At 65.7% G+C, this 24,092-nt stretch carries 29 protein-coding genes and 1 pseudogene; 11 read left to right on the top strand and 19 right to left on the bottom strand.

What is annotated here, in order from left to right:
- The 10 genes from F3H32_RS12270 to F3H32_RS12225 all read right to left on the bottom strand — a co-directional run bounded on the left by F3H32_RS12270 (window position 1) and on the right by F3H32_RS12225 (window position 7,028).
- On the bottom strand, window positions 1-336 hold the full coding sequence (locus F3H32_RS12270) for a DUF736 domain-containing protein (RefSeq protein ID WP_058096765.1): 336 nt from the start codon (window positions 334-336) through the stop codon (window positions 1-3).
- A 67-nt stretch (window positions 337-403) separates the two neighbouring features.
- Entirely contained in the window at window positions 404-949 is a 546-nt protein-coding gene (locus F3H32_RS12265; protein WP_058096764.1) for a S26 family signal peptidase, read from the bottom strand.
- Complete coding sequence (locus tag F3H32_RS12260; RefSeq protein WP_058096763.1) at window positions 946-1,431, bottom strand: DUF2840 domain-containing protein; 486 nt, start codon at window positions 1,429-1,431, stop codon at window positions 946-948. The genes F3H32_RS12265 and F3H32_RS12260 overlap by 4 nt, the downstream gene beginning before the upstream one ends.
- Window positions 1,428-1,682 carry a ribbon-helix-helix protein gene (locus tag F3H32_RS12255; protein ID WP_058096762.1) on the bottom strand — a complete coding sequence of 85 codons (255 nt, stop codon included), beginning with the start codon at window positions 1,680-1,682 and terminating at the stop codon, window positions 1,428-1,430. Before F3H32_RS12255 ends, F3H32_RS12260 begins: the two co-directional genes overlap by 4 nt.
- A complete protein-coding gene (locus tag F3H32_RS12250; protein ID WP_058096761.1) occupies window positions 1,679-2,422 on the bottom strand; it encodes a DNA-methyltransferase in 744 nt (247 codons plus the stop codon). Before F3H32_RS12250 ends, F3H32_RS12255 begins: the two co-directional genes overlap by 4 nt.
- Complete coding sequence (parA, locus tag F3H32_RS12245; protein ID WP_058096760.1) at window positions 2,419-3,072, bottom strand: ParA family partition ATPase; 654 nt, start codon at window positions 3,070-3,072, stop codon at window positions 2,419-2,421. The genes F3H32_RS12250 and parA overlap by 4 nt, the downstream gene beginning before the upstream one ends.
- Complete coding sequence (locus F3H32_RS12240) at window positions 3,069-4,148, bottom strand: replication initiator protein A (protein ID WP_425319662.1); 1,080 nt, start codon at window positions 4,146-4,148, stop codon at window positions 3,069-3,071. The genes parA and F3H32_RS12240 overlap by 4 nt, the downstream gene beginning before the upstream one ends.
- 114 nt (window positions 4,149-4,262) lie before the next feature.
- Complete coding sequence (locus F3H32_RS12235) at window positions 4,263-4,544, bottom strand: helix-turn-helix transcriptional regulator (protein ID WP_012092626.1); 282 nt, start codon at window positions 4,542-4,544, stop codon at window positions 4,263-4,265.
- Window positions 4,545-5,082: 538 nt separating this feature from the next.
- Window positions 5,083-6,360 carry an ATP-grasp domain-containing protein gene (locus tag F3H32_RS12230; RefSeq protein WP_149766096.1) on the bottom strand — a complete coding sequence of 426 codons (1,278 nt, stop codon included), beginning with the start codon at window positions 6,358-6,360 and terminating at the stop codon, window positions 5,083-5,085.
- Window positions 6,361-6,566: 206 nt separating this feature from the next.
- Window positions 6,567-7,028: a c-type cytochrome gene (locus tag F3H32_RS12225; protein WP_082658174.1), complete on the bottom strand. Its 462-nt coding sequence runs from the start codon at window positions 7,026-7,028 to the stop codon at window positions 6,567-6,569.
- A gap of 82 nt (window positions 7,029-7,110) precedes the next feature.
- Between F3H32_RS12225 and F3H32_RS12220 the strand changes: the two genes are divergently transcribed.
- The 7 genes from F3H32_RS12220 to copM (F3H32_RS12190) all read left to right on the top strand — a co-directional run bounded on the left by F3H32_RS12220 (window position 7,111) and on the right by copM (F3H32_RS12190) (window position 15,481).
- Window positions 7,111-7,503 (top strand): hypothetical protein, encoded by a 393-nt coding sequence (locus tag F3H32_RS12220; RefSeq protein ID WP_149766095.1) that lies wholly within the window; start codon window positions 7,111-7,113, stop codon window positions 7,501-7,503.
- A 73-nt stretch (window positions 7,504-7,576) separates the two neighbouring features.
- On the top strand, window positions 7,577-9,085 hold the full coding sequence (locus tag F3H32_RS12215) for a multicopper oxidase family protein (protein WP_058099084.1): 1,509 nt from the start codon (window positions 7,577-7,579) through the stop codon (window positions 9,083-9,085).
- Between the two features lie 57 nt (window positions 9,086-9,142).
- Window positions 9,143-10,114 (top strand): cation diffusion facilitator family transporter, encoded by a 972-nt coding sequence (locus F3H32_RS12210; RefSeq protein WP_088233772.1) that lies wholly within the window; start codon window positions 9,143-9,145, stop codon window positions 10,112-10,114.
- A 101-nt stretch (window positions 10,115-10,215) separates the two neighbouring features.
- Window positions 10,216-12,621, top strand: a complete 2,406-nt coding sequence (locus F3H32_RS12205; RefSeq protein WP_149766094.1) for a heavy metal translocating P-type ATPase — start codon at window positions 10,216-10,218, stop codon at window positions 12,619-12,621.
- A 120-nt stretch (window positions 12,622-12,741) separates the two neighbouring features.
- On the top strand, window positions 12,742-13,227 hold the full coding sequence (locus tag F3H32_RS12200) for a DUF411 domain-containing protein (RefSeq protein ID WP_058099086.1): 486 nt from the start codon (window positions 12,742-12,744) through the stop codon (window positions 13,225-13,227).
- Between the two features lie 164 nt (window positions 13,228-13,391).
- Entirely contained in the window at window positions 13,392-13,802 is a 411-nt protein-coding gene (locus F3H32_RS12195) for a hypothetical protein (protein WP_058099087.1), read from the top strand.
- A 131-nt stretch (window positions 13,803-13,933) separates the two neighbouring features.
- Window positions 13,934-15,481 carry a CopM family metallochaperone gene (gene copM, locus F3H32_RS12190; RefSeq protein ID WP_149766093.1) on the top strand — a complete coding sequence of 516 codons (1,548 nt, stop codon included), beginning with the start codon at window positions 13,934-13,936 and terminating at the stop codon, window positions 15,479-15,481.
- Between the two features lie 126 nt (window positions 15,482-15,607).
- Here the strand turns inward: copM (F3H32_RS12190) and copM (F3H32_RS12185) are convergent, their stop codons facing one another.
- Together copM (F3H32_RS12185) and F3H32_RS12180 are read right to left on the bottom strand one after the other, a co-directional pair.
- Entirely contained in the window at window positions 15,608-16,012 is a 405-nt protein-coding gene (copM, locus tag F3H32_RS12185) for a CopM family metallochaperone (protein WP_058099089.1), read from the bottom strand.
- On the bottom strand, window positions 16,012-16,218 hold the full coding sequence (locus F3H32_RS12180; RefSeq protein WP_058099090.1) for a heavy-metal-associated domain-containing protein: 207 nt from the start codon (window positions 16,216-16,218) through the stop codon (window positions 16,012-16,014). The genes copM (F3H32_RS12185) and F3H32_RS12180 overlap by 1 nt, the downstream gene beginning before the upstream one ends.
- 160 nt (window positions 16,219-16,378) lie before the next feature.
- Between F3H32_RS12180 and F3H32_RS12175 the strand changes: the two genes are divergently transcribed.
- Both F3H32_RS12175 and cueR read left to right on the top strand, forming a co-directional pair.
- Window positions 16,379-18,940: a heavy metal translocating P-type ATPase gene (locus F3H32_RS12175; RefSeq protein WP_149766092.1), complete on the top strand. Its 2,562-nt coding sequence runs from the start codon at window positions 16,379-16,381 to the stop codon at window positions 18,938-18,940.
- 155 nt (window positions 18,941-19,095) lie between these two features.
- Window positions 19,096-19,545 carry a Cu(I)-responsive transcriptional regulator gene (gene cueR, locus F3H32_RS12170; RefSeq protein WP_058099091.1) on the top strand — a complete coding sequence of 150 codons (450 nt, stop codon included), beginning with the start codon at window positions 19,096-19,098 and terminating at the stop codon, window positions 19,543-19,545.
- Between the two features lie 27 nt (window positions 19,546-19,572).
- Here cueR and F3H32_RS17915 read toward each other — a convergent pair whose 3' ends face one another.
- From F3H32_RS17915 to F3H32_RS12145, 5 genes are all read right to left on the bottom strand, one after another.
- Window positions 19,573-19,683, bottom strand: coding sequence for a DUF6127 family protein (locus tag F3H32_RS17915; RefSeq protein WP_223191438.1), 111 nt, complete (start codon window positions 19,681-19,683; stop codon window positions 19,573-19,575).
- Between the two features lie 373 nt (window positions 19,684-20,056).
- Window positions 20,057-20,563, bottom strand: coding sequence for a DUF2285 domain-containing protein (locus F3H32_RS12160; protein WP_223191437.1), 507 nt, complete (start codon window positions 20,561-20,563; stop codon window positions 20,057-20,059).
- Window positions 20,520-20,828, bottom strand: a complete 309-nt coding sequence (locus tag F3H32_RS12155) for a transcriptional regulator domain-containing protein (protein ID WP_149766091.1) — start codon at window positions 20,826-20,828, stop codon at window positions 20,520-20,522. Before F3H32_RS12155 ends, F3H32_RS12160 begins: the two co-directional genes overlap by 44 nt.
- 112 nt (window positions 20,829-20,940) lie before the next feature.
- The gene (locus F3H32_RS12150; RefSeq protein ID WP_449406400.1) at window positions 20,941-21,216 is read right to left on the bottom strand and encodes a DNA -binding domain-containing protein; all 276 of its coding nucleotides are present in this window, start codon (window positions 21,214-21,216) and stop codon (window positions 20,941-20,943) included.
- Between the two features lie 96 nt (window positions 21,217-21,312).
- Window positions 21,313-21,564, bottom strand: coding sequence for a helix-turn-helix domain-containing protein (locus F3H32_RS12145; protein WP_149766090.1), 252 nt, complete (start codon window positions 21,562-21,564; stop codon window positions 21,313-21,315).
- A gap of 155 nt (window positions 21,565-21,719) precedes the next feature.
- Between F3H32_RS12145 and F3H32_RS12140 the strand changes: the two genes are divergently transcribed.
- Window positions 21,720-21,938, top strand: coding sequence for a helix-turn-helix domain-containing protein (locus F3H32_RS12140; protein ID WP_149766089.1), 219 nt, complete (start codon window positions 21,720-21,722; stop codon window positions 21,936-21,938).
- A 202-nt stretch (window positions 21,939-22,140) separates the two neighbouring features.
- On the opposite strand, the pseudogene F3H32_RS12135 reads toward F3H32_RS12140, so the two are convergent.
- A pseudogene (locus F3H32_RS12135) lies at window positions 22,141-22,332 on the bottom strand (IS110 family transposase); the annotation flags it as partial.
- Between the two features lie 267 nt (window positions 22,333-22,599).
- Between F3H32_RS12135 and F3H32_RS12130 the strand changes: the two are divergent.
- Window positions 22,600-23,139, top strand: coding sequence for an MFS transporter (locus F3H32_RS12130; protein ID WP_223191436.1), 540 nt, complete (start codon window positions 22,600-22,602; stop codon window positions 23,137-23,139).
- A 246-nt stretch (window positions 23,140-23,385) separates the two neighbouring features.
- On the opposite strand, the gene F3H32_RS12125 is transcribed toward F3H32_RS12130, so the two are convergent.
- Entirely contained in the window at window positions 23,386-23,787 is a 402-nt protein-coding gene (locus F3H32_RS12125) for a single-stranded DNA-binding protein (RefSeq protein ID WP_058099094.1), read from the bottom strand.
- Window positions 23,788-24,092 lie beyond the last annotated feature (305 nt).

Here is a 24,092-nt window from a genome sequence, read left to right as displayed (position 1 = left end):
TCACCCCTGTTCGTCGCGCTTCTTCGGACGGGTCCAGTGCAGACCCCACTCGCGGCCATCTTCGTCCGACTGGAACAGCCGGGCGCGGATCGGCTGCTGAAAGACGGGATCGTCGAGAAGGACGGAGACGAACGGTCCTGCGCGCTCGCCAGAATGTTTCCAGCCTGCGCCGACTTCCGGCCCGTCTTCATCCCCAAGCCGAATTCGATAGGCGGGCGCGTTCTCTGACTCGACATCATCGATCGGAACAAAGGTCAGCTCAAGGTCGAGCGAGAGGGTGCGAAGCTGCCCGAAATAGCCGGACGGGGTGCGGGTAAACTGGCCGATCTGTGCCATGGAAGGCTCCTTTCCTATGCGGTAGAGAAGACGCGGGCCGCTCGCACGCCCCGCACTGGACGCGCCGTCACCGCATCGGCGCGCGCCAGACAAAGCGGCCATCGCCGTCTTCGTCGGTGAAAAGCGGGATCGCGTGGCCGATCACCGCGGAGGCGGGGAGCGGGCCGAAATAGCGGCCGTCGAGGCTGTCGCCGACGTCCGGGTTCATCAGGAAAACCTCGCCCTCGGCGATGACGCGGCAGCCCAGCCAGACCGGCAGGTCTCGGCCGAGGCTGTCGTGGTCGCGCGCCTCGCCGAGCGGAACGCCGTTGACGGAGATGGCGCGGCCAGCGCGACATACGCGCTGTCCGGGCAAGCCGAGGACATGCTTCAGAAGCGGCACGTCGCGGGCGACATAGCCGCGCTTGACCATGAACGAAGCGATGGGTTCGGGTGGGATGACGGCGACCAGATCGGGCACCTCGATCCGCTGAGTGGGCGTGACGGTGTAGAAGCCGATGGGCACGCTGGCCGATGCGTTCCAGACCAGCCTTGGCGCGGTCGGAACGAATCCGGTAATGGCGATCCCGAGCGTGGCAGCCGTTGTCGCCATGACATAGCGAAAGCGCGTCATGGGGCGATCTCCCGGCGCCGGAGCCATGCCTGATGGCGCTCGGCGGTGTAGGGTCGCGGCGCTTCGCCCGCGTTCATCCAATGGGCAACGTGCCGCCAGTGATCGGGATCGACCTGGGCGGGATCGACGCCAATGGCCTCGATCCCGTCGACATGGCGGAGGACGGCCTCGACCTTCGGCCAGCCTTCGATCTTCAGCAGGATTTCGCCGCCCGGACGGGCGAAGGGCAGCGTCTGATAGGACTCGCCCGGCGCAACCGCGCGCAGGATGTCGAGGCGCGAAATGATCGTGCCGTGGTCGTTCGCCGCCCAGCGGACGAACGCGAACACCGCGCCAGGACCGAAAGAGACGATACGGCGGTTGCGGTCGAGGAGCTGCGTTCCCGCCTCATGGCCGAACCTGATCCAGTATTCGGTCCTGCCTTCCACCCAGGTCAGTTCCACGCGGGTCAGATCGTCGTCATGGGCGTCGATGCCGTTCATGGGCGGTCTCCCGATATGTCGGGAAACTCGCGCGCCAGCAGGTCGCGCAGCATGTCGGCGACGGTGATGCCGCGTCTGATCGCGGCGATCTTGATCCGCCCGCGAAGCTCGGGCGTGATGTCAATCGTCAGCCGGGCGGAATGGGCGGTTACGGCGCCATCTCGCGCTGGTCGCGCATCGCCGGCCCTGATCCAGCCTTCGGGATCGGCCGGGCGGGCGGCGAAGCCGCGCTTGTCGGTGCGCGCCGTCATGACGGGCCTCCGTCATGAAACGGCAGCACGGTGGCGATGCGCGCCCGCGCGCGCTCGGCCATGTCGGGGTCGATCTCGCAGCCGATATAGCGCCGGCCGGAAAGCCGGCAGGCTTCCCCGGCCGCGCCGGAACCGGCGAACCAGTCGCCGACCAGGCCACCTTCCGGGCAGCTCGTGCGGATCAGAATTTCCAGGAGCGCCGCAGGTTTCTCGGTCGGATGGATGGCGCGGCCATGACAGTTGCGCAGGTAGATGACCGAGCGCATGAGGCGCGGCCCGCCGTCATGGCTGACGTAATGGCCGGCGTCGATCTTGCCGGTATGGGGTGGGCGCCGCTTGCGCCGGACGGTGCGGGCTGTTGCGTCGGGCGTGGTCTGGACGTCGTTGTAGATGTCGCGCCATGTCGTCTCGGCGGGATAGAACTGCACCGCCAGTTCATGCACGCGCTTGAAGCGGTCGGCATGAAAGCCGGTGCCGTTCTGCTTCTCCCAAACCACCTCCTGCGCGATCCGCAGGCCCGCATCAGTGAAGCGGTCCGCTGTCGCCATGAAGCTGCGCAGCGAACCGAAGACCCAGAGCGAGCCGGTCGGCGTAAGCGCGGCGCGCGCCAGCCCGACCCAGCCCTCGACACGCCGATCCCAGGCGAGCGAGGTGCCGCCATAGGGCGGATCAGCGAGGATCATGTCGTAGGGTGCGTGCCAGGGCATCTGTTCGCGGCAATCGCCGGTGAGAATCGTCATGCCGACGCCCTCCCGATGCCCAGCCGTTCGACCTCGGTAGCCAGTGCTGCGATCTCGCGCGCCGCAGGTGATCGGGCGTCGATCTCACTGGCGAGCCGCCCGGTCTGCGCGGCGTCGGCGAAGACGACGCGCTGGCCGATGGCGCTGGCGAGTAGCGGGGGGTCGTGGTCCGCCAGCGTCTCGGCCGTTTCGCGGGCAATGACGGTGCGCGAGCCGCAGCGGTTGAGCACGAAGCGCGCGACGAGCTGCGGGCGATAGATGCTCGCTTCCGTCAGGAGGGCGAGCATCTCGGCCGAGGCCCAGCCGTCGAACGGCGATGGCTGCACCGGGATCAGCACGAGATCGGCGGCGAGCAGCGCCGAGCGCATGAGGCCGGCGACGCGCGGCGGCCCGTCTATGACGATATGATCGACATCGCGGGCAAGCTCTGGCGCCTCACGGTGCAGCGTATCGCGCGCCAGGCCGAGTGTGCCGAAGGCACGGGGCAGGCCCTCACGCGCGCGTTGTTGCGACCAGTCGAGGGCGGAACCTTGCGGATCGGCGTCGATCAGGGTGACGCGCTTGCCACCCTGCGCCAATTCTCCGGCAAGATGCAGCGCCAGCGTCGTCTTCCCGACGCCGCCCTTCTGGTTGAGGAGCGCGATGATCATTCGCACCCCCCCGGCAGATCGAGAGGCAGGCGGGGTGTATCGGCAGATTCAGGAGCCTCGGTTGCGCCTCGATCAGATGCCGGTCGAGGCGGTGTCAGGGCACATGAGGCCCTCTCCTTCGCGGCTCTACCGAGGTTTCTGGCGGTGTCGCGGATGAGGTTTTCCACATCGCGCGCGCGCTCTTCAAAGTTAGACTCTTTGTTAGACTCTAAGTTAAGGGCGCGATTTCCTGAATGGGTTCCGGGTGTTAAGCCCGGTTTCGGTTCCTGATAGCACGAGCCTCCGGTTCCCGATAGCACGATAGTCCGGGTTCCTGATAGCACGAGGCCATCCACAGGTTTTCCACAGGGCGCGACCGGCTCGAAGGCCAGCAGCATCCGCCCGCCAACCTCAGCTTCGAGAAACAGCGAATAGCCCGGCAGAGGCTGGCGCCGGATGATGTCGCGCAGCTCGAAGGCGAAGCGCTTGAACGGCGACAGGCTGCCGGATTTCTGGTGAAGGTGACGGAAATCGAACCGCCAGCCATCGCGCTGGCGGCCGCCGTGCTTGCGCACCAGGCGATAGAGCCAGCGGTCAAGGCCGCCGGTTAGGTCGAAATAGGTCCGGTCGATGGTCAGCACGAGCGCATCGTCGAGGACGGCCTGGTAGAACCAGTCCGGCACGATCATCTCGATGCCATCGGGTCTGCCGCTATGGTCGGTGCGTTCCTGCCATTCGTTGATCCAGGAGAAGCGATGCCGGCGCCCTTCGACCGGCTGGCGGATCGAGGTGGAAATCGTGGTCGATTGCAGCCGGTCGAGCGCCGCCTTCAGGCGCTGATAGTCGCGCAAGCCGGTGCCGCGCCCGACATAGGTGAGAATCTCGTAGGGCGTGGCGGCCATCAGCCGGGAGGTGCGAAGGCCGCTGTCGCGGGCTTCGACGATCTGGCTCGCCGCCCAGATCAGAATATCGGCGTCCCAGATCGTGGCCATGCCGTGATCGGGAACAGCCTCGACCCGGATGGAGACATTGCCGGCGGCGAAGTCGATGGGCGCGATGCGCTTCGACTTGGCGAGGGAGAAGAAGGGATAGGCCATGAGATCCTGCGCGTCTCGTGGCGCGAAATCGCCGGGGAGCGCCCTGAACAGGTCGAGTTGCCCGCGCTCGGAAAGGGATCGACGTCGCACCGTCATGAAGAAAACCGCGAGCGGTCAGCGGGCGTAACGACCAGCCTGCGGGCCGGACGGAAACGCATGACGCTTGGCGGGCAGCACGGAGCCGCGCGGATCGGAGGTGGAGGTCACCGCGCCGCGCTCGGTCCAGGCCTCAAGATCGTCGATGGCATAGACCACACGGCCGCCAAGCTTGCGATAGGCTGGCCCGGTTCCGTAGGTGCGGTGTTTTTCGAGCGTCCGGGCCGAGAGGCTGAGAAAGGTCGCGGCCTCTTTGGTCCGTAGAAAACGCGGCGGCAGGACGACGGGTTCATGTGGCATGATCGGGCCTCCGTGGTGTTGCAAACGGCCACTGCGGATCAGCGGCGGGCAATGACCACGGTGGCGAAGGAAGACCGGCGAGGTGCAGGGCGAAGTTGGGGGGTATCGAAATCGCCCACCATCAGGGGCGAAAGATACCCCCTCCGTATCCGCGACGAGAGCAGCACGGAACTATTCTGAGGGCGATAGCTCGATTTATTCTCCCCCTCACGAACGCCACCGGCATCGAAGTATTCGGGCCGGCGATCCCGAAAAGCCGAAAAGCACACAATTTCAGCTTGCTGTAAGAAATTCACCAACCGGCACAGTCATCAGGTCAGGAGAGTATCGGTCCGGAGAAACCGCTTCCGGACCTCATGGCAGCGGGGTCAGTGTTCAGCCGCCCGAATAGCCCTCGAAAACAACGAAAAAATCCGGCCGCAACCGGATCGGGAGAACGCTTTCGCGAGGGCAAGTGCCGGAGGGGATGCGCCTGATGTTGAATGCTCCCCAAATTAATGCATTGATATATTAAAGCCAAACCCCGCCAGCTCACGCTTCAGATCACGAACACGGGCGCGAAGCCGCCCCCTGGCGTCCTGAAGTTCGTGGTCTGACCTTGATAGAGGCGCGCGGCCACCAGAAGCACCTGGCCATCATATGTATACAGACGCACGTCCATTTTGCGCGTCTGGGGTATCTCGTCGATCCTGATCATGCGCTCGCTGGGGCGGACCAGCGTCTGAGCAACGTATCCGCCCTCCGCGATCTCCGCCCAGACCCCTTTCGTCAGCTTGTCGCCACGATATACCGCCTTGCCGCCATGTCCGCCGGTCGGCTTGAAGAACAGGTCCCTGCGGGATTTCCAAAGTGCGTCAGCGTTGTCAGGACTGACCAGCACGGTGCGTGGAACGGCATCAAGCAGGGCGCGAAGTCTCGGTTCCACGCCCCAGGCCTCCAGCGTCGCGGAATTCGAAAGAAGCGAAAGGTTGCGCTTGTCTGCAAGGAGCGCGTGATTGTGCGGATTCGGCGTCACGACCACCGCGCCATCCCGGTAGGCTTCCTGCAATGCCTTGTGCTCGGGCTGATCGAAGGCGAAATCGGTGACCCGGTTGTAAACGAGGTCGATTGTCTTTCCATCGGCGCTGAGCCGACCATCGTCGTAGCGAAGGTGACTGGCGTCGGCGATGATCGCGTCTACCCCTCGTGCCGCGAAAACTTGCCCCGCGAGCACGAACTCGGGGTAGAGATACTGTTCCGGCGGACTGTCATCGACGATGGCGATGCGTTGTGGCGCGCCCGTTCCCCGCTGCCGAATCCATTCGTTCTGGAACATGCGAAACGCCGCGTCCTCGAACGATGGCAGCGTCGGGGGGATATCCATTTCGGTGCAACACACGCGCTGCGCCCTCGCAAGAAAGGCATTGAGAAACGCCCCGCCGGCGTTGGTATTGATTTCGATCAAGCGGGGGCCGTCTTCGCCAAGATGGAAGTCGTAGCCCATCAATGCCCCGAGCGGGCCATGATCCGCCCGCGCGATTTCCGGCACCCAAGAGAGGACTGCGGCCTTGTATGCCGCGAGTTGGGCGGTGGTCTCCACAGCCACTGCGATCGCGCGCATCTCATTGACGGCGGTGGCCGAAAGGAACACCGGCACGTGCGAGAACAGATGGGCCTTGGGGCGGATGAACGTCTCGAAGAACGCCGGATCACCGGCCTCGCGCTCCATCGCTTCGCGCAGCGATGGAAGGTCCAGTGTAACGCAGAAGCAGCTCTTGTTGAGCCGCTCCGTGCGGTCATGAACCCGCTTCGATGAACTGGAGCCGGGATTGTTCATCGAGGGAAAACCCGAGGCGGCGCCAAGATCGAGCGCGCTTCAAATGCCAAGTAAGCCATGAATAATCCCACGAACATCCCTCCCAAAGGTTTCGCCATCAGGTCGATCCAAATATGCCGCTTCTGTTCGGCGGCCTCAACTGTGACCGGTGGGCCTCGGGAAATTGCACTGCCGGTCGCACGGGCAGCTCCATCCCGAAGGTGCCATCAGTGTGGTTGCGACACATTCTCCTGGTAGGTCCGCTCGCGCTCTGGCCAGGTGCTCTTGATATAGGCGAGGACAGCCCGGATCTCGGCGTCGCTGAGAAGATCGGCAAACCCCGGCATGTCGCTCTCATAGCCGCCCCCGACGATGGCGGCCGTGCCTTCCCTGACGATGCGGAACAGGATGTCATCGGGATGGTGCCACGTGTGGCCGCCGGCATCGTGCGGTGGCGCCGGGAGACGTCCGGATGGAAGGGGCGTCTTCCAGTCCGGCTGCCCCTCGAGCTGCGCACCGTGGCAGGACGCACATTGGTCCGCATAGACCTGCCGGCCCTGTTCGATGACTTCTGCGGATGCCGCGGCGGGGGATACCGTGCGGACCTGATGCCACCCAACGAGGATCGCCAGGATCAGGCCGCCGAGGAGCAACCCGAGCCACAAGATATTACGGAGTTCATTGCGCATGAGTTGCATGACTGCTGGTGAAGAATTTCAATCGGCTACATGCCGAAATTGAATTACTGCCAGAGGCGCGACGCCGGGGGCAATGGACATTCCCGTGACCAGCGCCTATCTTTCCGGCATGTTCGCGCGCCTCGTCACCATGCTTGCCGTCCTCGCGATCGCCGTCATGACGACGGCGACGTCCGCGCACGCGGCGCGCTTGAGCGCAGAACCGGATCCCTCGGTGCATGTCGGCGAGATGATGCAGGTTGCGGCCGGCAGCGAAAATCCCTGTGATGGCGACCAGCACTGTGGCTCAGGCGATGCCGAAGCCTGTGAGTTGCTTTGCGTAGGTTTTTCGGTCTTCCTGACCTCGCCGAGCGAAGGCTCTGGCAGCGATTACGCGCCTGCCAGCCATGACCTGCCGACCGGTGCAGTGCTTGCCAGTCGGGCACCTGGGCTGAACGAACGACCTCCCAAGCTCCGTCTCCTCTGATTGCGTCCGGGCTGGAGCCCGCGGCGTTCTGTCGGTTTTGATGAACGGGACAGGCTGTCCCGAGGAGACGACCATGAATACCCTTTCACGACGCGGCTTTCTTGCCGCTGGCGCAGCCGTGCTGGCCTATGCGCATCTGCCCCGGATCGCGGCCGCGCAGGGCGCCGCCCCGCTATCATTGCACGCCGCTAGCCGGACGCTGGACATCGACGGTCGCGCCGCCACCGTCTGGGGTCTTTCCGGACCCACCGGACAGGGCCTGACACTCAACCCCGGCGCGCGCTTCCGGGTGGATCTGCGCAACGATCTCGATGTTGACACGCTGATCCACTGGCACGGCCAGATCCCGCCCAACGCGCAGGATGGCGTGCCCGACATGCCTTTGCCGATGCTCGCCCCCGGCGAGACACGCGCCTATGACTTCGCGCCGCTGCCCGGCACCTACTGGATGCACGCGCATGTGCCGCTGCACGAAATGCGCCTTCTGGCAGCACCGCTGATCGTGCGCAGCGCCGAGGATATCAGCGCCGACCGTCAGGAAGTAGTGCTTTTCCTGCATGACTTCTCGTTCAAGGCGCCCGAGGAAGTGATGGCCGAGATCCTCGACGGCCATGGGACGGCAGACGGCCATGGAGGCGGCCACGGCGCGGGCATGGGCGGCATGGCGGGTATGGATCATGGCGCCATGGGGAACATGCCGATGGAAGGCATGGATCACGGCGCCATGGGCGGCATGATGGGGATGGGTGCCATGGACGCCATGGCGATGGACCTCAATGACTACGACTGGGACGCCTATCTTGCCAATGACCGCACGCTGTCGGACCCCGAGGTGGTGCAGATCGAGCGCGGCGGGCGCGTCCGCCTGCGTGTGATCAACGCCGCCGCGGCGACAGTGTTCTGGATCGAGACCGGCGAGGCGCAGGCGCGGCTTGTTGCGGTGGACGGACATGCGGTTCAGCCGGTTTCTGGCACGCGCTTCGGCCTGGCCATGGGCCAGCGGCTCGATCTGGAGATCGACCTGCCGAACGAGGGCGGCGCTTGGCCGATCCTCGCGCTGCGGGAAGGCGCGCGTGAGCGCACCGGCCTGATCCTTGCCACGCAGGGTGCCGAAATCCGGCGCATCGATGCCGTGGCTGAATCGGAAGCCCCCGCCTTCGACACCGATCTGGCGCAGGAGTCGCGTCTGCTCGCGGCGGAGGCGCTGCCGGATCGGCCGGTGGACCGCAGCCATATGGTGATGCTGGGCGGCTCGATGCAGCCCTATGTCTGGACGATCGACGGAGCCGTCTGGGGACAGCATCGCCCGATAGCCGCGCGCAGTGGTGAGCGGGTAGTGCTGTCCTTTCACAACATGTCGATGATGGGTCACCCGATGCATCTGCACGGGCATGTCTTCCAGGTCGTCAGGCTGAACGGACGTGCGGTCGCGGGCGCGTTGCGCGACACGGTCTATGTGCCGCCGATGTCGATGGTCGATGTGGCGCTCGACGCCGGTGAGGCGGCGCGCTGGATGTTGCATTGCCACCACATGCCGCATCTCGAAACCGGCATGATGACCGAATTCGCGGTCAGCGCATAGGCCAAACCGAGAACGCCGGATCCCGGCGTTCTCCCTCAGCAACAAGGAGGCGGACTCATGTCGATGTCTCACGGCGGCCATGCCGGTCACATGCCCGTGGGCGGCGATCGCAAGGCGCTTGTCATCTCGGGCTGGCTCACCGGCCTTTACTTTGTCATCGAGCTGGGAATCGGCATCTGGACGGGCTCGGTCGCCGTCATCTCCGATGCCTTTCACACCTTCTCGGCCGTGGGCGGCGTGCTCATCGCGCTGGTCGCGCTACGCTTGACCGAGCGGAAATCCAGCCCGGCGCGCACCTTCGGTTATGTCCGGGCCGAGATCCTCGGCGCCCTTTTCAACGGCCTGTTTCTCGTCGCGATGGCGCTTTTGGTGCTGTGGATGGGCGCGATGCGCCTCATGGAGCCGATCGAGCTGGCCACGACGCCGATGCTGTTTGCCGCTGCGGGCGGGATCGCCACCGAGCTTGTCGCGCTCTGGCTGCTGTACGAGCGCCAGAAGGGCAACCTGAACATGCGCGGCGCCTACTGGCACATCCTGCAGACCTTCGTCGGCAGCTTCCTGATCATCATCTCTGCGCTGGTGATCCGGTTCACGGGCTTTATGGCCATCGATCCTCTGCTTGGCATGGCCTTCGGACTGGTGCTGCTCTGGGCCTCCTGGGGCATTCTGCGCGAGGCATTGCACATCCTGCTGCAAGGCACGCCGGAAGACCTCGACCTGGAAGCCGCCATCGAGGCCATCCGGCAATTGGAGGGGGTGACGGACGTGCATCACGTCCATGCCTGGAGCCTGACATCCGGGCGCAATGTCTTCTCGAGCCATATCTGCGTTCGGAACTGGCAGGACGGCGAGCGGGTGCTGCGGCAGGCGAACAATCTTCTGCGCCAGCAGTTCAACATCTACTTCTCGACGTTGCAGATCGAGGAATACTGTCTCGATGGTGAGGAGACCGCGGCCGACATCGACATCACGCGGTCACATGCCGGGTCAGGACGGGCCAGCGTCGGAAAGGTCCACGGTAGTCACTGACGGCAGGAACTCCGGAATCCAATCACCTCTTGACCTTCCAGCGATTGGAAGGCGCAGAACAGACGAAACGCAAGCTCAGGAAACGCCGAGGAGGCGTGAACATGACCAGCAAGACGGAACACGATCACCAGAACCAGACTCACGCCCATTCGGCCCACGGACATGTGCATGATCACGCGCATGACCACGCAGCCGCCGCGCAGGACGACACGCACAAGGTCAAGGACCCGGTCTGCGGAATGATGGTCGATCCCCACACGACCCAGCACAAGGCCGAGCATGCCGGTCGGCCATATTACTTCTGCTCGGCCGGGTGCCGGGCGAAGTTCTTGGCCGAGCCGGAACGCTATCTCGATCCGGCCGCCGCGGCGGCCAAGGCAGAGCCGGTTCCCGAAGGGACGATCTACACCTGCCCGATGCACCCGGAGATCCGGCAGGTCGGGCCCGGATCATGCCCGATCTGCGGCATGGGGCTGGAGCCGGTTCTGGTCAGCCTAGAGGCAGAGCCGAATGTAGAACTGATCGACATGACGCGCCGGTTCTGGATCGGCCTTGCTCTGACGATCCCGGTGTTCGTCCTCGAGATGGGCGGGCATCTTTTCGGGCTGACCCACGCCATCGGTCAGCAGGCCTCGAACTGGCTGCAACTGCTCCTCGCCACGCCAGTCGTTCTCTGGGCGGGCTGGCCATTCTTCCAGCGCGGCTGGCAGTCGCTGGTCAACCGCAGCCTCAACATGTTCACCCTGATCGCCATGGGCACCGGCACGGCCTGGATCTACAGCGTCGTGGCGACGCTGGCGCCGGGCATTTTTCCTGACCAGTTCCGCCAGCCCGACGGCTCGGTCGCGGTCTATTTCGAGGCGGCGGCGGTCATTACCGTGCTCGTGCTGCTCGGGCAGGTGCTGGAGTTGCGCGCGAGAGAGAGCACCAGCGGCGCGATCCGCGCGCTGCTCGACCTTGCCCCCAAGACCGCCCGGATCATCCGCGACGACGGCACCGAGGAGGAGGTTCAGCTCGACACCGTTCATGTCGGCGACCGCCTGCGGGTGCGGCCCGGCGAGAAGGTTCCGGTCGATGGCGAGGTGCTCGAGGGTCGCAGCGCCGTCGATGAATCGATGGTGACCGGCGAGTCGATGCCGGTGACCAAGGAGGTCGGCGCCACCGCCATCGGCGGCACCATGAACCAGTCCGGCGCGCTGGTGATCGAGGCGAAGAAGGTCGGCCGCGACACCATGCTGTCGCAGATCGTCCAGCTTGTCGCCGAGGCGCAGCGGAGCCGCGCGCCGATCCAGCGGCTGGCCGATCAGGTCTCCGGCTGGTTCGTCCCGGCGGTGATCGTGGTCGCGGTGCTCGCCTTCATCGCCTGGTCGATCTGGGGTCCCGAGCCGCGCTTCTCGTTCGGTCTCATCGCGGCGGTCTCGGTTCTGATCATCGCCTGCCCCTGTGCGCTGGGGCTGGCGACGCCGATGTCGATCATGGTCGGCGTCGGGCGCGGCGCGCAGGCGGGCGTGCTGATCAAGAACGCCGAGGCGCTGGAGCATATGGAGAAGGTCGACACCATCATCGTCGACAAGACCGGCACCCTGACCGAGGGCCGGCCCGCCGTCACCGCCATCGTTCCGGCTGCTGGCTTTACCGAGGAAGAAGCCTTGCGCCTTGCCGCCAGTGTCGAACGCGCCAGCGAGCATCCGTTGGCGCTGGCCATCGTGCGGGCGGCCGAGGAGCGCGGCCTTGAACTCGCACCGGTCGCGGATTTCGACTCACCCACCGGCAAGGGCGCGCTCGGAGTGGTCGAGGGCAAGCGCATTCCCCTTGGCAATGCCAAGTTCCTCGCCGAGCAGGGCGTCGATGTCGCGCCGCTGGCCGATGAGGCCGACCGGCTGGGCGAGGACGGCGCAACCGCGATCTTCATGGGGGTGGACGGGCAGGTTGCGGCCATCTTTGCCATCGCCGATCCGGTCAAGCCATCGACGCCCGAGGCGCTCGCCGCGCTCAAGGAGCAGGGCATCCGCGTGGTGATGCTCACCGGCGACAACTGGACCACGGCGAAGGCCGTCGCGCGCCAGCTCGGCATCGACGAGGTCGAGGCGGAGGTGCTGCCCGACCAGAAGAGCGCGGTCGTGCAGCGGCACAAGGCGGCGGGCGAGGTGGTGGCGATGGCCGGCGACGGCGTCAACGACGCCCCGGCGCTGGCCGCTGCGGACGTTGGCATCGCCATGGGCACCGGCACCGATGTGGCGATGGAAAGCGCGGGCGTCACATTGCTCAAGGGCGATCTGACCGGCATCGTCCGCGCCCGCAAGCTGTCGGAAGCGGTCATGGGCAATATCCGCCAGAACCTGTTCTTCGCCTTCATCTACAACGCTCTGGGCGTGCCGGTCGCGGCCGGGGTGCTGTATCCGTTCTTCGGCATCCTGCTGTCGCCGATCATCGCGGCGGCCGCCATGGCGCTGTCCTCGGTCAGCGTGATCACCAATGCCGCTCGGCTGCGGAGGGTGAAGCTGTGATGCCCGCTGGCGCGCCTCTGCCGGCACCATGCCGCAGCATGCAAGCACCTGCTCACCCCTTCGTGCGTCGCGCCCGGACCGTGACGGCGAGATAATGAATCCATGAAACGAGGTTTGACGATGAGAAACGATCACCCCATCAGCCGGCGCACCGTTCTGGCCGCTGCCGGCGCGCTGCCCCTGCTGATGTCCATGCCAAGGCGGGGACATGCCGAAGCGCTGCCGCTGGTGAGCGTCAGCAAGGATCCATCCTGCGGCTGCTGCGATGGCTGGGTCGCGCATATCGAGGCCGCAGGCTTCCCGGTGAAGGTGGTAGAATCCTCCGATATGGACAGCCTCAAGCAGCGGCTCGGCGTCCCGGCCGAACTGGCCTCCTGCCACACCGCCGAGGTGGGCGGCTACGTGGTCGAGGGCCATGTGCCTGCCGCAGCCATCCGCCGCCTTCTGGCCGAGCGGCCTGACGCGACGGGGCTGGCCGTTCCCGGCATGCCGGCCGGCTCGCCCGGCATGGATTTTCCGGGCGTCGATCCCGAGCCCTATGAAGCGTTCCTGTTCGGCCCGACCGTCCGGAGCTTCGGGCGCTTTCTCGGTCCACGGGAAATCTGACACGGGGCTGCCGACATGATCGCCCGACTTGCGAATGATCCGAAACAGCACCTGGCCGAGGCGGCTTGCCTCCGTCAGCGGGGCGGTCTCGCGGCGTCGGGTGGCGGGAGACGTGAACGCGACATCGCACTGGCCCGGCGTGCCGCCGGGAAGGAAAGTGGCGCATGACCGGGCGGGTGCGAGCTGCCTTCCGGGTGAGATGCGGTCGATTGCGCCAGTTTGCGGTTTGCATCCTGCTGCTTGCCATCGGCGCCCTGGTTCTGCAGGTCCCGGTACATGCCGGCCCCGCCGGACACGCCATCCACCAGCAGCAGGTCGCCGCCACGGCAAGCCACTGCGCCCAGCCTCACCTGCCGGACGAGCATGGCGCAGATCAATCGGCAGGCTGCCTGAACGAGGACAGTGGCCAGGGTCCGGCGGACTGCTGCCAGATCTGTCTGGCCGCCGCGGTTCTCGTCGCGCCGCCGACGTTCGGCCCGTCCGTGAACGGTGAGGTTTTCACGGTTGTGCGCACTGATCCGCACGACCGATCACCCGAAGGCATCCTGAAGCCGCCACGTCTCATCGCTGCGTGATGCGCAGGGATCGCCGCGAGGACGAGAGACGTCTCCGGCCGCTCCGCGCAAACCCGAAAGACAAACGAACAGGATGGAGAGCCGCGCCCGCAAATCCGGGCCGGTGCTCCGGAACCAGAGGATGAAATCCAATGAACCGAACAGCAATCGTAATCGCCCTTACTGTCAGCCTGCTGGCAGGCCTGCCAGGCGCTGCTCTCGCGCAGGCCGGACATGACACCCATCACCCGGGAACCCCGCCCGCACAGGCGGAGCAGGCGCCCGCGCCAACGCCGCCTTCAGGCCAGATGCCCGGCATGCAAGGGATGATGCCCGAGCAGTGCCAGGCCATGACCCCGGAATGCATGGGCGCGATGCGCCAGATGATGCAGGGTGGGATGATGCAGGGGATGATGGGCGCGCCGAACGCCGGGGCGGCCCCGGTTAACGAAAGCCTTCCGGATTTCACCCGGGCCTACGTCGAATCGATGAATGAAATGCACGGACCGATGATGGACGGCGTCATGGCCGACGATCCGGATGTCGCCTTCGTCCGGGGCATGATCCCGCATCATCAGGGCGCGATCGATATGGCCCGGATCGTCCTGCAGTATGGCGACGACCCGAAGACAAGGGAGTGGGCGGAGCAGATCATCGCGGTGCAGGAAGGCGAGATCGCCGAAATGCAGGCATGGCTGGAGGCGAAGGCCGGCGAGGCACCTGCGCCCTTTGGTCAGACCGGCGGGACTGTCTGGTCCGCCAATGAAGGCGGCAATTCCATCAGCGCCATCAATCTCGCCACCGGAGCGGTCGACACGGTTTTGATCCCGATCGCGCCCCACAACGTCGACCTGACGCCTGACGGCAAGCTGCTGTTGGCCGTTGGCGATCCTGCCGTCGAAGGGGATCACGGGTCGGACGGGCATGGGCACGGCGGGGACGGTGCGGCCGAGGGTCTGTTGGTCATTCTCGATCCGCAGAACATCTCGGCGCCCAAGGCGACCGTCGCGGTAGGCTCGCACCCGGCCCATGTGGTCGCTGACCGGCAGGGGCGCGCCTATGTCTCCTTGGCCGGCGGAGACGAGATCGCGGTCGTCGATCTCGCACGGGCCGAAGTCATCGGGCGTATCGCGACGGGGGACTATCCGCACGGCCTACGGCTCAGCCCGGATGAGACCCAGCTTTACGTGGCCAATGTCGAGGACGGGTCCGTGTCCGTCATCGACACCCAGGCGCTGTCCGAGGTCGCGCGCATTCCGATCGGGACCGCGCCGGTTCAGGTCGGGTTCACGCCCTCGGGCGATCAGGTCTATGTCTCGCTGCGCGACGAGAACCGCGTCGCCGTGATCGACACTTCAACCCGCGAGGTGACGAACAGGATCGACGTCGGGCCGAACCCGATCCAGCTCATCGCGACGCAGGATGGGAAATTCGTCTATGTCGCCAATCAGGGCACCGAGGCCGAGCCGAACGACACCGTATCCGTGATCGACACCGCAATCGGTCAGGTGGTGAAGACCATCACCACCGGCCGCGGCGCCCATGGAGTATCGGCATCGGCGGACGGGGTCTATGTGTTCGTGACCAACATCGCCGACGATACCGTGTCGATCATCGACGTGGGGAGCCAGGAAGTGGTCAAGACAGTGCCGGTTGGCGATCGCCCGAACGGCATCGTCTACGGCGGCCCGGCGCGCTGAGCGATCGGCGCCGGAGTTCGCTCCGGCGCCAGCTACCGGCCAGGCACCGAGCCGCGGTCGGTCAGAACAATAGGGCCCGCCGTCTCATTGGCGGGCCCTCGCTATCCCTTGGGGGGCGCGAGCCTGTTACTGACCGCGGGCGGCCAGCCACTCGCGCATCATGGCGATCTCGCCCTCCTGCGCCGCGATCACGTCTTCGGCGAGGGCACGGATCTGCGGGTCCTCGCCGTGTCCCAACACGACGCGCGCCATGTCGATGGCGCCCTGATGGTGCGGGATCATGCTGCGCATGAAATCCACGTCGGCGTCGCCACTGAACTCGACGGCCATCCCGGCATGCATGCGGTCGTTTGCGGCCATGTAGGCCTGAACTGCCGGGCTGTCGGAGGCAGCCGCACCATGCGCGCCATGACCCATGTCCGAACGATCCGTGATCGTAACGCCTTCATCCACGATCTGCGATTGCGCAACGGCCAGTCCGCCCGCGGCGGCAAGCGCGGTCGCCATGAACAGAACGGACAGCTTGTTCATCAGGCGACCGTCCCCACCGGCGCGACGGGAAAGCCCGCCTCGGCCAGCGCGGCCTCGAAGGCGGCGCGGGGCTGCCCGGAGGTGACGACGACCTTGCGCTTCGGGGGATCGGCCTCGACGTTCGCTGCGGGATCAACCGTGTGAATCGCCCTGGTCACGCCGCACGCGCAGCCGCCGCAGGTCATATTTTCAATGTGGAACTGCATGAGTGCCTCCTGTGGTTCGTCTCATGCAAGGTGAGATAGGGTTTCCCATCGTTGGAAGGTCAAGAGGAAAGAATCGATCCTGACAGGTCTTGACCTTCCAGCGATGGGAACCCTTATCTCCCTTGGCGGATGATGGAATAGCTTCAAGGAGACCCCCTTCATGACCGCCCCAGCGCGAGATCGCGAGCCCGGAGCCGGCAGCATCAATCTGCCCCCGATCAGCCTGTCCATCGAGGGCATGACCTGTGCCTCATGCGTGGGCCGGGTCGAGAAGGCGCTGCGGGCCGTGCCCGGCGTCGCCTCGGCAAATGTCAACCTGGCCACCGAGCGCGCCGACATCCGTCTCAGCGCGCCGGTCGAGCGTGCCGCGCTGGTGGGTGCGGTGGAAAGCGCGGGCTATGACGTGCCCAAGCCCCAGGGTGCGGTCGAGATCGCCATCGAGGGGATGACCTGCGCCTCTTGCGTGGGCCGGGTCGAAAGGGCGCTGCAGGCGGTGCCCGGCGTTGCTTCGGCGACCGTCAACCTCGCCACCGAGCGCGCGACCGTCACGGGCCCGGCCGATGCCGGCGCGTTGCTGCGGGCCATCACCGAAACCGGCTACGAGGCGCGGCTGATCGACGGCGGCGGGGCCGATGAGGCGCAGGCCAACGCCCGCAAGGAGGCCGAGCGCGAGACGCTGCGGCGCGACCTGATCCTGGCGGCGGCGCTGACCCTGCCGGTCTTCGTCCTCGAGATGGGCAGCCACCTCATTCCCGCCGTCCATGACCTCGTCGCGGGCACCATCGGCATGCAGGCCAGTTGGTATATCCAGTTCGCGCTGACGCTGCTGGTCCTCGCCATCCCCGGCATCCGCTTCTACCAGAAGGGCCTTCCCGCCCTGTTCCGTGGCGCGCCTGACATGAACAGCCTTGTCGCGGTCGGCACGCTGGCGGCTTTCGGTTATTCACTTGTCGCCACCTTCGCCCCCGGCCTGCTGCCGGCGGGCACCGTCAACGTCTATTACGAGGCGGCAGCCGTTATCGTGACGCTGATCCTGCTCGGCCGCTATCTCGAGGCGCGCGCCAAGGGCCGCACCTCCGAGGCGATCACCCGCCTTGTTGGCCTGCAGCCCAAGACCGCGCGCGTGCGCCGGGGCGGCCGCGTCGAGGACATCGCGGTGGCCAACGTGGCTCCCGGCGATCTCGTCGAGGTCCGTCCGGGCGAGCGCGTCCCCGTGGACGGCGAGGTGGTCGAGGGCGAGAGCTGGGTGGATGAATCGATGATCACCGGCGAGCCCATCCCCGTCCAGAAGCAGGCGGGCGCTGCCGTGACCGGCGGCACCGTGAACCAGAAAGGCGCCTTCGCCTTTCGCGCCAGTGCGGTCGGCGGGGACACGGTGCTGGCGCAGATCATCCGCCTGGTCGAGGAGGCGCAGGGCACGAAACTGCCAATCCAGGCGCTGGTGGACCGCGTCACCATGTGGTTCGTCCCGGCCGTCATGGCGGTGGCGGCGCTGACCTTCGGCATCTGGTTCTTCTTCGGTCCCGACCCGGCGCTGACCTTCGCGCTGGTGAACGCCGTCGCGGTCCTGATCATCGCCTGCCCCTGTGCGATGGGCCTCGCCACGCCGACCTCGATCATGGTGGGCACCGGGCGCGGCGCCGAGATGGGCGTGCTGTTCCGCAAGGGCGAAGCGCTCCAGCTGCTGAAGGATGCCAGGGTCGTGGCGGTGGACAAGACCGGCACGCTGACGGAAGGCGCCCCCGCGCTGACCGATCTGGAACTGGCCGCCGGGTTCGAGCGGGCCGAGGTCCTGAGCCTCGTCGCCGCGGTCGAGGAGAAGTCGGAGCACCCGATCGCCCGTGCGATCGTGGACGCGGCCGCCGGGGAAGGCCTTACGCTGCCCGCCGTCTCGAACTTCGAGTCGGTGACAGGGTTCGGCGTCAGGGCCGTGGCCGGCGGCAAGCCCGTCGAGATCGGCGCAGACCGCTACATGGCCGAGCTTGGCCATGACGTGGCCGGTTTCGCCAAGATCGCCGAGCGTCTCGGCAACGAGGGCAAGTCGCCCCTCTACGCCGCGATCGACGGCAAGCTGGCGGCGATCATCGCCGTGGCCGACCCGATCAAGGAGACGACGCCGGCCGCGATCGCGGCGTTGCACGACCTCGGCCTGAAGGTTGCGATGATCACCGGCGACAACCGCCGCACGGCCGAAGCCATCGCCCGGCGGCTAGGCATCGACGAGGTCGTGGCCGAGGTGCTGCCCGAAGGCAAGGTCGAGGCCGTGCGCCGTCTCAAGACCAGTCATGGGACGCTGGCCTATGTCGGTGACGGCATCAACGACGCCCCGGCGCTGGCCGAGGCGGATGTGGGCCTTGCCATCGGCACCGGAACGGATGTGGCGATCGAGGCCGCCGACGTGGTGCTGATGTCGGGCAGCCTCAAGGGCGTGCCCAACGCCATCGCGTTGTCGCGCGCGACGATCGGCAATATCCGGCAGAACCTGTTCTGGGCCTTCGCCTACAACACCGCGCTGATCCCGGTCGCGGCGGGCGTGCTCTACCCGGCCTACGGGGTTCTGCTGTCGCCGGTCTTCGCCGCCGGGGCGATGGCGCTGTCCTCGGTCTTCGTGCTCGGCAACGCGCTCCGCCTGCGCCGCTTCACGCCGCCGATGGGGACCGATCCGACGGCCCCAGCGACCGCCAGCCCCGCCATGTCCGGCCGGCTTGCACCTGCCGAGTGATCGCCACCCGCGCCGACCGGGGCGCCAGAGTGCGTCCCGGTCATTCCCCTAGCCTGGAAGACCGTCATGACCAATATCACGCACGTCACGCACGACGTCATCTTTCCGCCAGCGGCCGTTCCGCTCATCTTCACCACCAACCAAAGGAGCCACCCATGAACATCGGACAAGCAGCCCACGCCTCGGGAGTCTCCGCCAAGATGATCCGCTACTACGAACAGACCGGCCTCATCCCTCCCGCCAACCGGACCCAATCGGGCTATCGCGACTATTCGGACACCGACGTCCACATGCTGCGCTTCATCCGTCGCGCGCGCGATCTGGGCTTCTCGGTGCCCGAGATCCAGAAGCTCCTGAACCTCTGGCGTGACGGCAGCCGGCAGAGCGGCGATGTCAAGCGCGTCGCTCTTCAGCACATCGAGGAGCTGCGGCATCGGATCGCCGAGATGGAGGACATGGTCACCACGCTCACGACGCTGGCGGACGCCTGCGCGGGCGACCACCGGCCCGACTGCCCGATCCTCTGCGACTTCGAGCAAGCGGCCCCGGAGCATCGGCCGGCACCCGCGAGGGCACCCCTGCCAGGCAGCCGCCCCTCCGTCTGACTGCGGGGCATTGTCGGCCATCGCCGCTTAATCCGGCGGCGCGGCCTCTTCGCCGTCGAGGCCGATATCCGCCAGTGCGCGTTTTGCGCCTTCTTCCGCCGTGCGCGTCAGGATCGCCTCGAACTCGGCGTCCGGCATGCGGACAAAGCCCTGATCGGAACGGGTGGTGTCATCACTTCTCCCTTCCGCCGCTCAACCGACCTTGCAGCCCCAGAACGACGTGTGATCGGCCGCGAAATACCCATCCGCCGCGCGAAAGGTGCCCTGCAACTCGACGGTGTCGCCCTGCGCGAGCGGCGCCATGGTCTGCAGCCAGAGCGCCGTCGCCTCGGAGGCGTGCGCCCCTGAAATCTCGCCCTTTGATCTCGGATTTCGGTCGATCCGTTCAGCACCAGCCGCCCGCGCATACGCGCATTGGTGCTGGAGTTGATCTTGTATAGCAGCGTGGCACCGAAGAGCCACGCGCCCGCGACGGGCGCAACGAAGTGGCTGTTGCCGGCGCAAACCCGCGCTATCGTGGGCGGCGATGACGAAGGAGTTTCCGATAACCGCCGGCGACCATGGAACGGGCGTCACGCAGGAGTGCCTTGATGGCATGACGGGCGGAGGATGCCTGCCATTCGTCCCGGTCGAGACGGCCGGTGTTCAGGAGGACACGCGCGATCTCCTGCTGCGTGGTGCCGGCCCGATGGCCATCGAAAGCCCGCAGCATCCGTCGGAGTCGCTCCCTTTGCTGGCGTGTCAGGCGCGTATCCGGGGGAATCGCGCGTCCATGCAGGGCGGAAAGGAAGCGTTGAACGGCTTCGATCCGGTCGAAACCGGCGAGACTGAGAGGGACGACGGCGACCGCGATCGCATCGCCCTTGAGGGCGCCGTCGAGAACCTGCAGATGCTGCCCGTTGCCGAGCGGGAATCGGAACTCCATACCGGGGTTCTTGACCGAGAAGTCGAGGCGCCAGGTCGGCGGAGCGTCATCAATGCTGTCGCCGAGACCCGAAGGGGCCTCGGTCAGCACCACGACACTTGTGTCCTCGGCCGGAAGCCAGAAAACTGGCGCATCGGGCGGCGGGATCAGCGGATCGACGGGGAAATCGCAACCCCCAGCGCTGCCGGATCCGTTCGGTCAGCGGCTGGGGGTCTCCATGGTCGGCAATCGAGGCTTCAAAATCTGCGTCATAATCATCGTTGCGGCGCAGCCATTCCCAGGCCAGATCGGATGCGGTCAGTTCATCCAGATGGTCGTATTGCGCCGAAGAACGCCAGGTCGATGCGTCAGGGGTCATCGCGGCCTCCCGAATCCACTCAAACGAATAGGGAAGGCTCAGGATTCCCGCACGGGTTGCGTTTCGGAAGTCAGGCGCTGGTCAACAGGTGATGCGCGGCACGCATCACGGGTCAGGTCTTGCGTTGGCTTTCGCGGACCAGCTCCCGGTAGCCCTGTTCGGTCATCCAGTGCGCGCGGGCGAGATGAGCTTCATGGACGGCTCGGCAATGCTCGGGGTCGTGTTCGGGATCGAGGCCAAAAAGAACCTGCACGGCTTCGCGCCAATCGGCGCCATCACGCTCGGCATCGAGCAGGCGCATGTAGAGTTTCATGTGCTCGCGATCATAAGATGTCAGCGTCTGGCTGGACGGCGGTTTGTCGAGATATGTCTGTGTCGCGCGGGCCATCATTCGCTCACGTTCGGGTAACGTATTTGTTAACCATCTTCGGCGGAAGATAGCCATTCCTTTTGACGAGAACCTGACATCACGCGGGCCGCTATTTCACCGTTTGGCGGTGTTGGTCCCATCGTGCTGCAACAACACGCCCTCGCCCTTGTCCGTCGACAGGAAAACGATCCCCGCCGCTTCGAGAGCGCGGCGCACCTGATCGCGGGTGGACTCGAACACCTCGAGCCCGTTTTGGGATTCGAGACGTTTGAGTGCGGTCAATGCGACCTGGGCCTTGTCGGCGAGCGTCTCCTGTGTCCATCCCAGTAACGCACGCGCAGCCCGTGATTGGCGAGCGGTGATCATACATGATCACCTCCCACCGGGATATGCACGCACTCCAGAACTACGACTTCTCTATTCGGATCGCGTCACATGCGCGACCGCGAACTCGGCGCCGCAGCGTTGATACATATTATAGTTGATAAACTTAAAGTATGTAAATCGCGATCTTCCCGCGCATGGACATGCGCAAACTGGTCGGCCGGAATCTTGCCCGCCTGCGTCGGGAGAGAGGCCTGACGCAGGAGGAACTGGAAGTGCGCTCTGGCCTCAGTCAGCAGTATCTCAGCAGCCTGGAACGCGGGCGACGCAACCCGACTGTCATCACGCTCTACGAGATCGCGCAGGCGCTCGAGGTCAGTCACGTCGAACTTGTCAAACCAGATGACCAAGACTGAAGAGCACTCCCGCGAGGATCACGCTTCTCTTCGAGGTCGGCACATGGCCGCCACAGGATGGGATCAGAGGAGCCGACGGAACAATCTATAATGCGACATCGCAGCGGTAGTCTGCAGCGGTCAAGTCGTATTTGCGCACTCGCCGTCCCCCGTCCCCTCGCGGGGAGGTGCTTCGGTCAGGAATCCCCTGGCCGAACTCGTGTCATGGGGAGGCAGGCTGCCGCCGTTCACCCCAGTCGAATTCTGTTCCATCAATCCACATGCGATGCAGGATCACCGCGATCTTCCGCGCAAGCGCAACGACAGCCTTCTTGCGGCCGCGCCGCCGGGCCACCTGCATGGCCCAGGCCTTCAGTGCTGACCACCGCTTTACTCTTGCCAGCAGGACCTGCGCATCTACGGGCGCGAGGCCCGATCCGCGATCACCACGCTGACCCTCTGGGGCGGCTTCGCCAGCACGGTCTGCTGGCCGCTGTCGGCGCTGTTCATCGAGCATCTGGGCTGGCGCTGGTCCTGCGTCGCCTATGCGGCAATCCAGCTCGGGATATGCCTGCCGCTGATCCTGTTCGTCCTGCCGGGCAACGGCCGCGCAGCTCCCACCCCCGAAGATCGGCGTGGCGCGATCCCGCATTCCGGCCCGGAGCGGCGGGCCTTCCTGACCATGATGGCGATCATGGTGCTTGCCGGTCTCACCGTCACCATCGTTTCCGTCCATCTGCTGACCATGCTGCAAGGCCGTGGCCTGTCCCTGGCCGAAGCTGTCGCCCTGGGAGCCTTGATCGGCCCAGCCCAAGTGACGGCACGGCTGGTCGAAATGGCGAGCGGCGGGCGGCATCACCCGATCTGGACGCTGGCCGCAGCAGCGGGCCTGTCTGCCGTGGGTCTGGTCATGCTGGCCCTCGGGCTGCCGCTCGTCGGGGCCGCCATCTTCCTCTATGCGGCCGGAAACGGCATCTTCTCGATTGCCAGGGGCGCGCTGCCGCTGGCCCTGTTCGGGGCGGATCGCTACGCGCCGGTGATGGGAAGGCTGGCGCGGCCTTCGCTGATCGCGCAGGCCATGGCCCCTACGATCGGGGCGGTCTTGCTTTCGGTTTGGGGAAGCGACGGGACATTAACGGCGATAGCAGCAGTGGCTGTTGCAAATCTGGGATTAGCCATTCTGCTGTGGAGATATTGCCTTCCCCGAAGCGCGCATAATTGAAGTTATTGGCGCCTTCACGAGATTGACGGCATGGGCTTCTGCGGAACCCGAATACCCCATCTATAATAGTCGTTCTTGCTTCGGATGCCAGCCGAAATTCAGGTGCAATTATCAAGGATAGCTAGGCGACTCTCCCGTCCATGCCCGTCTGATTCGGTCGCTGGACCTTGCCAGAATCGGCGGGCGCGATCCGGTGAAGCAGGGGAGAAACCCGGCGGCTTGCGCCGCCGGGCCTCGGGTTCCCGATCAGAACGGAATGTCATCGTCGTCGATGAACTTGCCGTCGTCGTTCTCGGTCTGCTTCGCGCGGCTCAGGAAATCGACCGTCTCGGCGATGATCTCGCAGCCGTAACGATCGACCCCGGCGGCGTCGGTCCATTTCGTGTAGTGGATACGGCCGCGAACCAGAACCTTCATGCCCTTGTCGCAATGCTGCTGGACCGTTTTGCCGAGGCCGTTGAAGCAGGTGATGCGGTGCCATTCGGTGTCCTGGACCCGATAGCCATTCTCGTCGCGCAGGACGCGGCCTTCCGAATAGCGGGGGCGCGAGGTGGCCAGGGTGAAGTGGGTGATGCCGGTGCCGCCCTGGGTGGTGCGGGTTTCGGGGGCCTGGCCGATGTTGCCGGCGAGGATGACGATGTTCTGCATTGTAGGTCTCCGTTGCTCCTCGGAGGGACCGTCCCTCCGACGAGACCCGGCCAAGGCCGTCGGAAGACTCCTGCAACTGCCGCCCTTGCTGCAGCTTGCCCCCAAGGCCCCAGGTGGGGCGGGCAGCCGCGCTTGCGCGGCAACACGGCTGGGAGCCGCGGGGGTTGCTGGTGGAAGCCGAACGGACTTAGGGGATCAGTCAGGCGGAGGGATGGTGCTTTCGTGAGCGGATCGGGGACGCACAGCAGAACCATCGTCCTTGCTTGCAACCGTGACCTGTCAGCCCCATTTGAACCAAGACCACC

This window comes from Paracoccus thiocyanatus (genome assembly GCF_900156255.1).
GTDB lineage: Bacteria > Pseudomonadota > Alphaproteobacteria > Rhodobacterales > Rhodobacteraceae > Paracoccus > Paracoccus thiocyanatus.
This window is presented reverse-complemented; position numbering and strand designations above follow the sequence as displayed.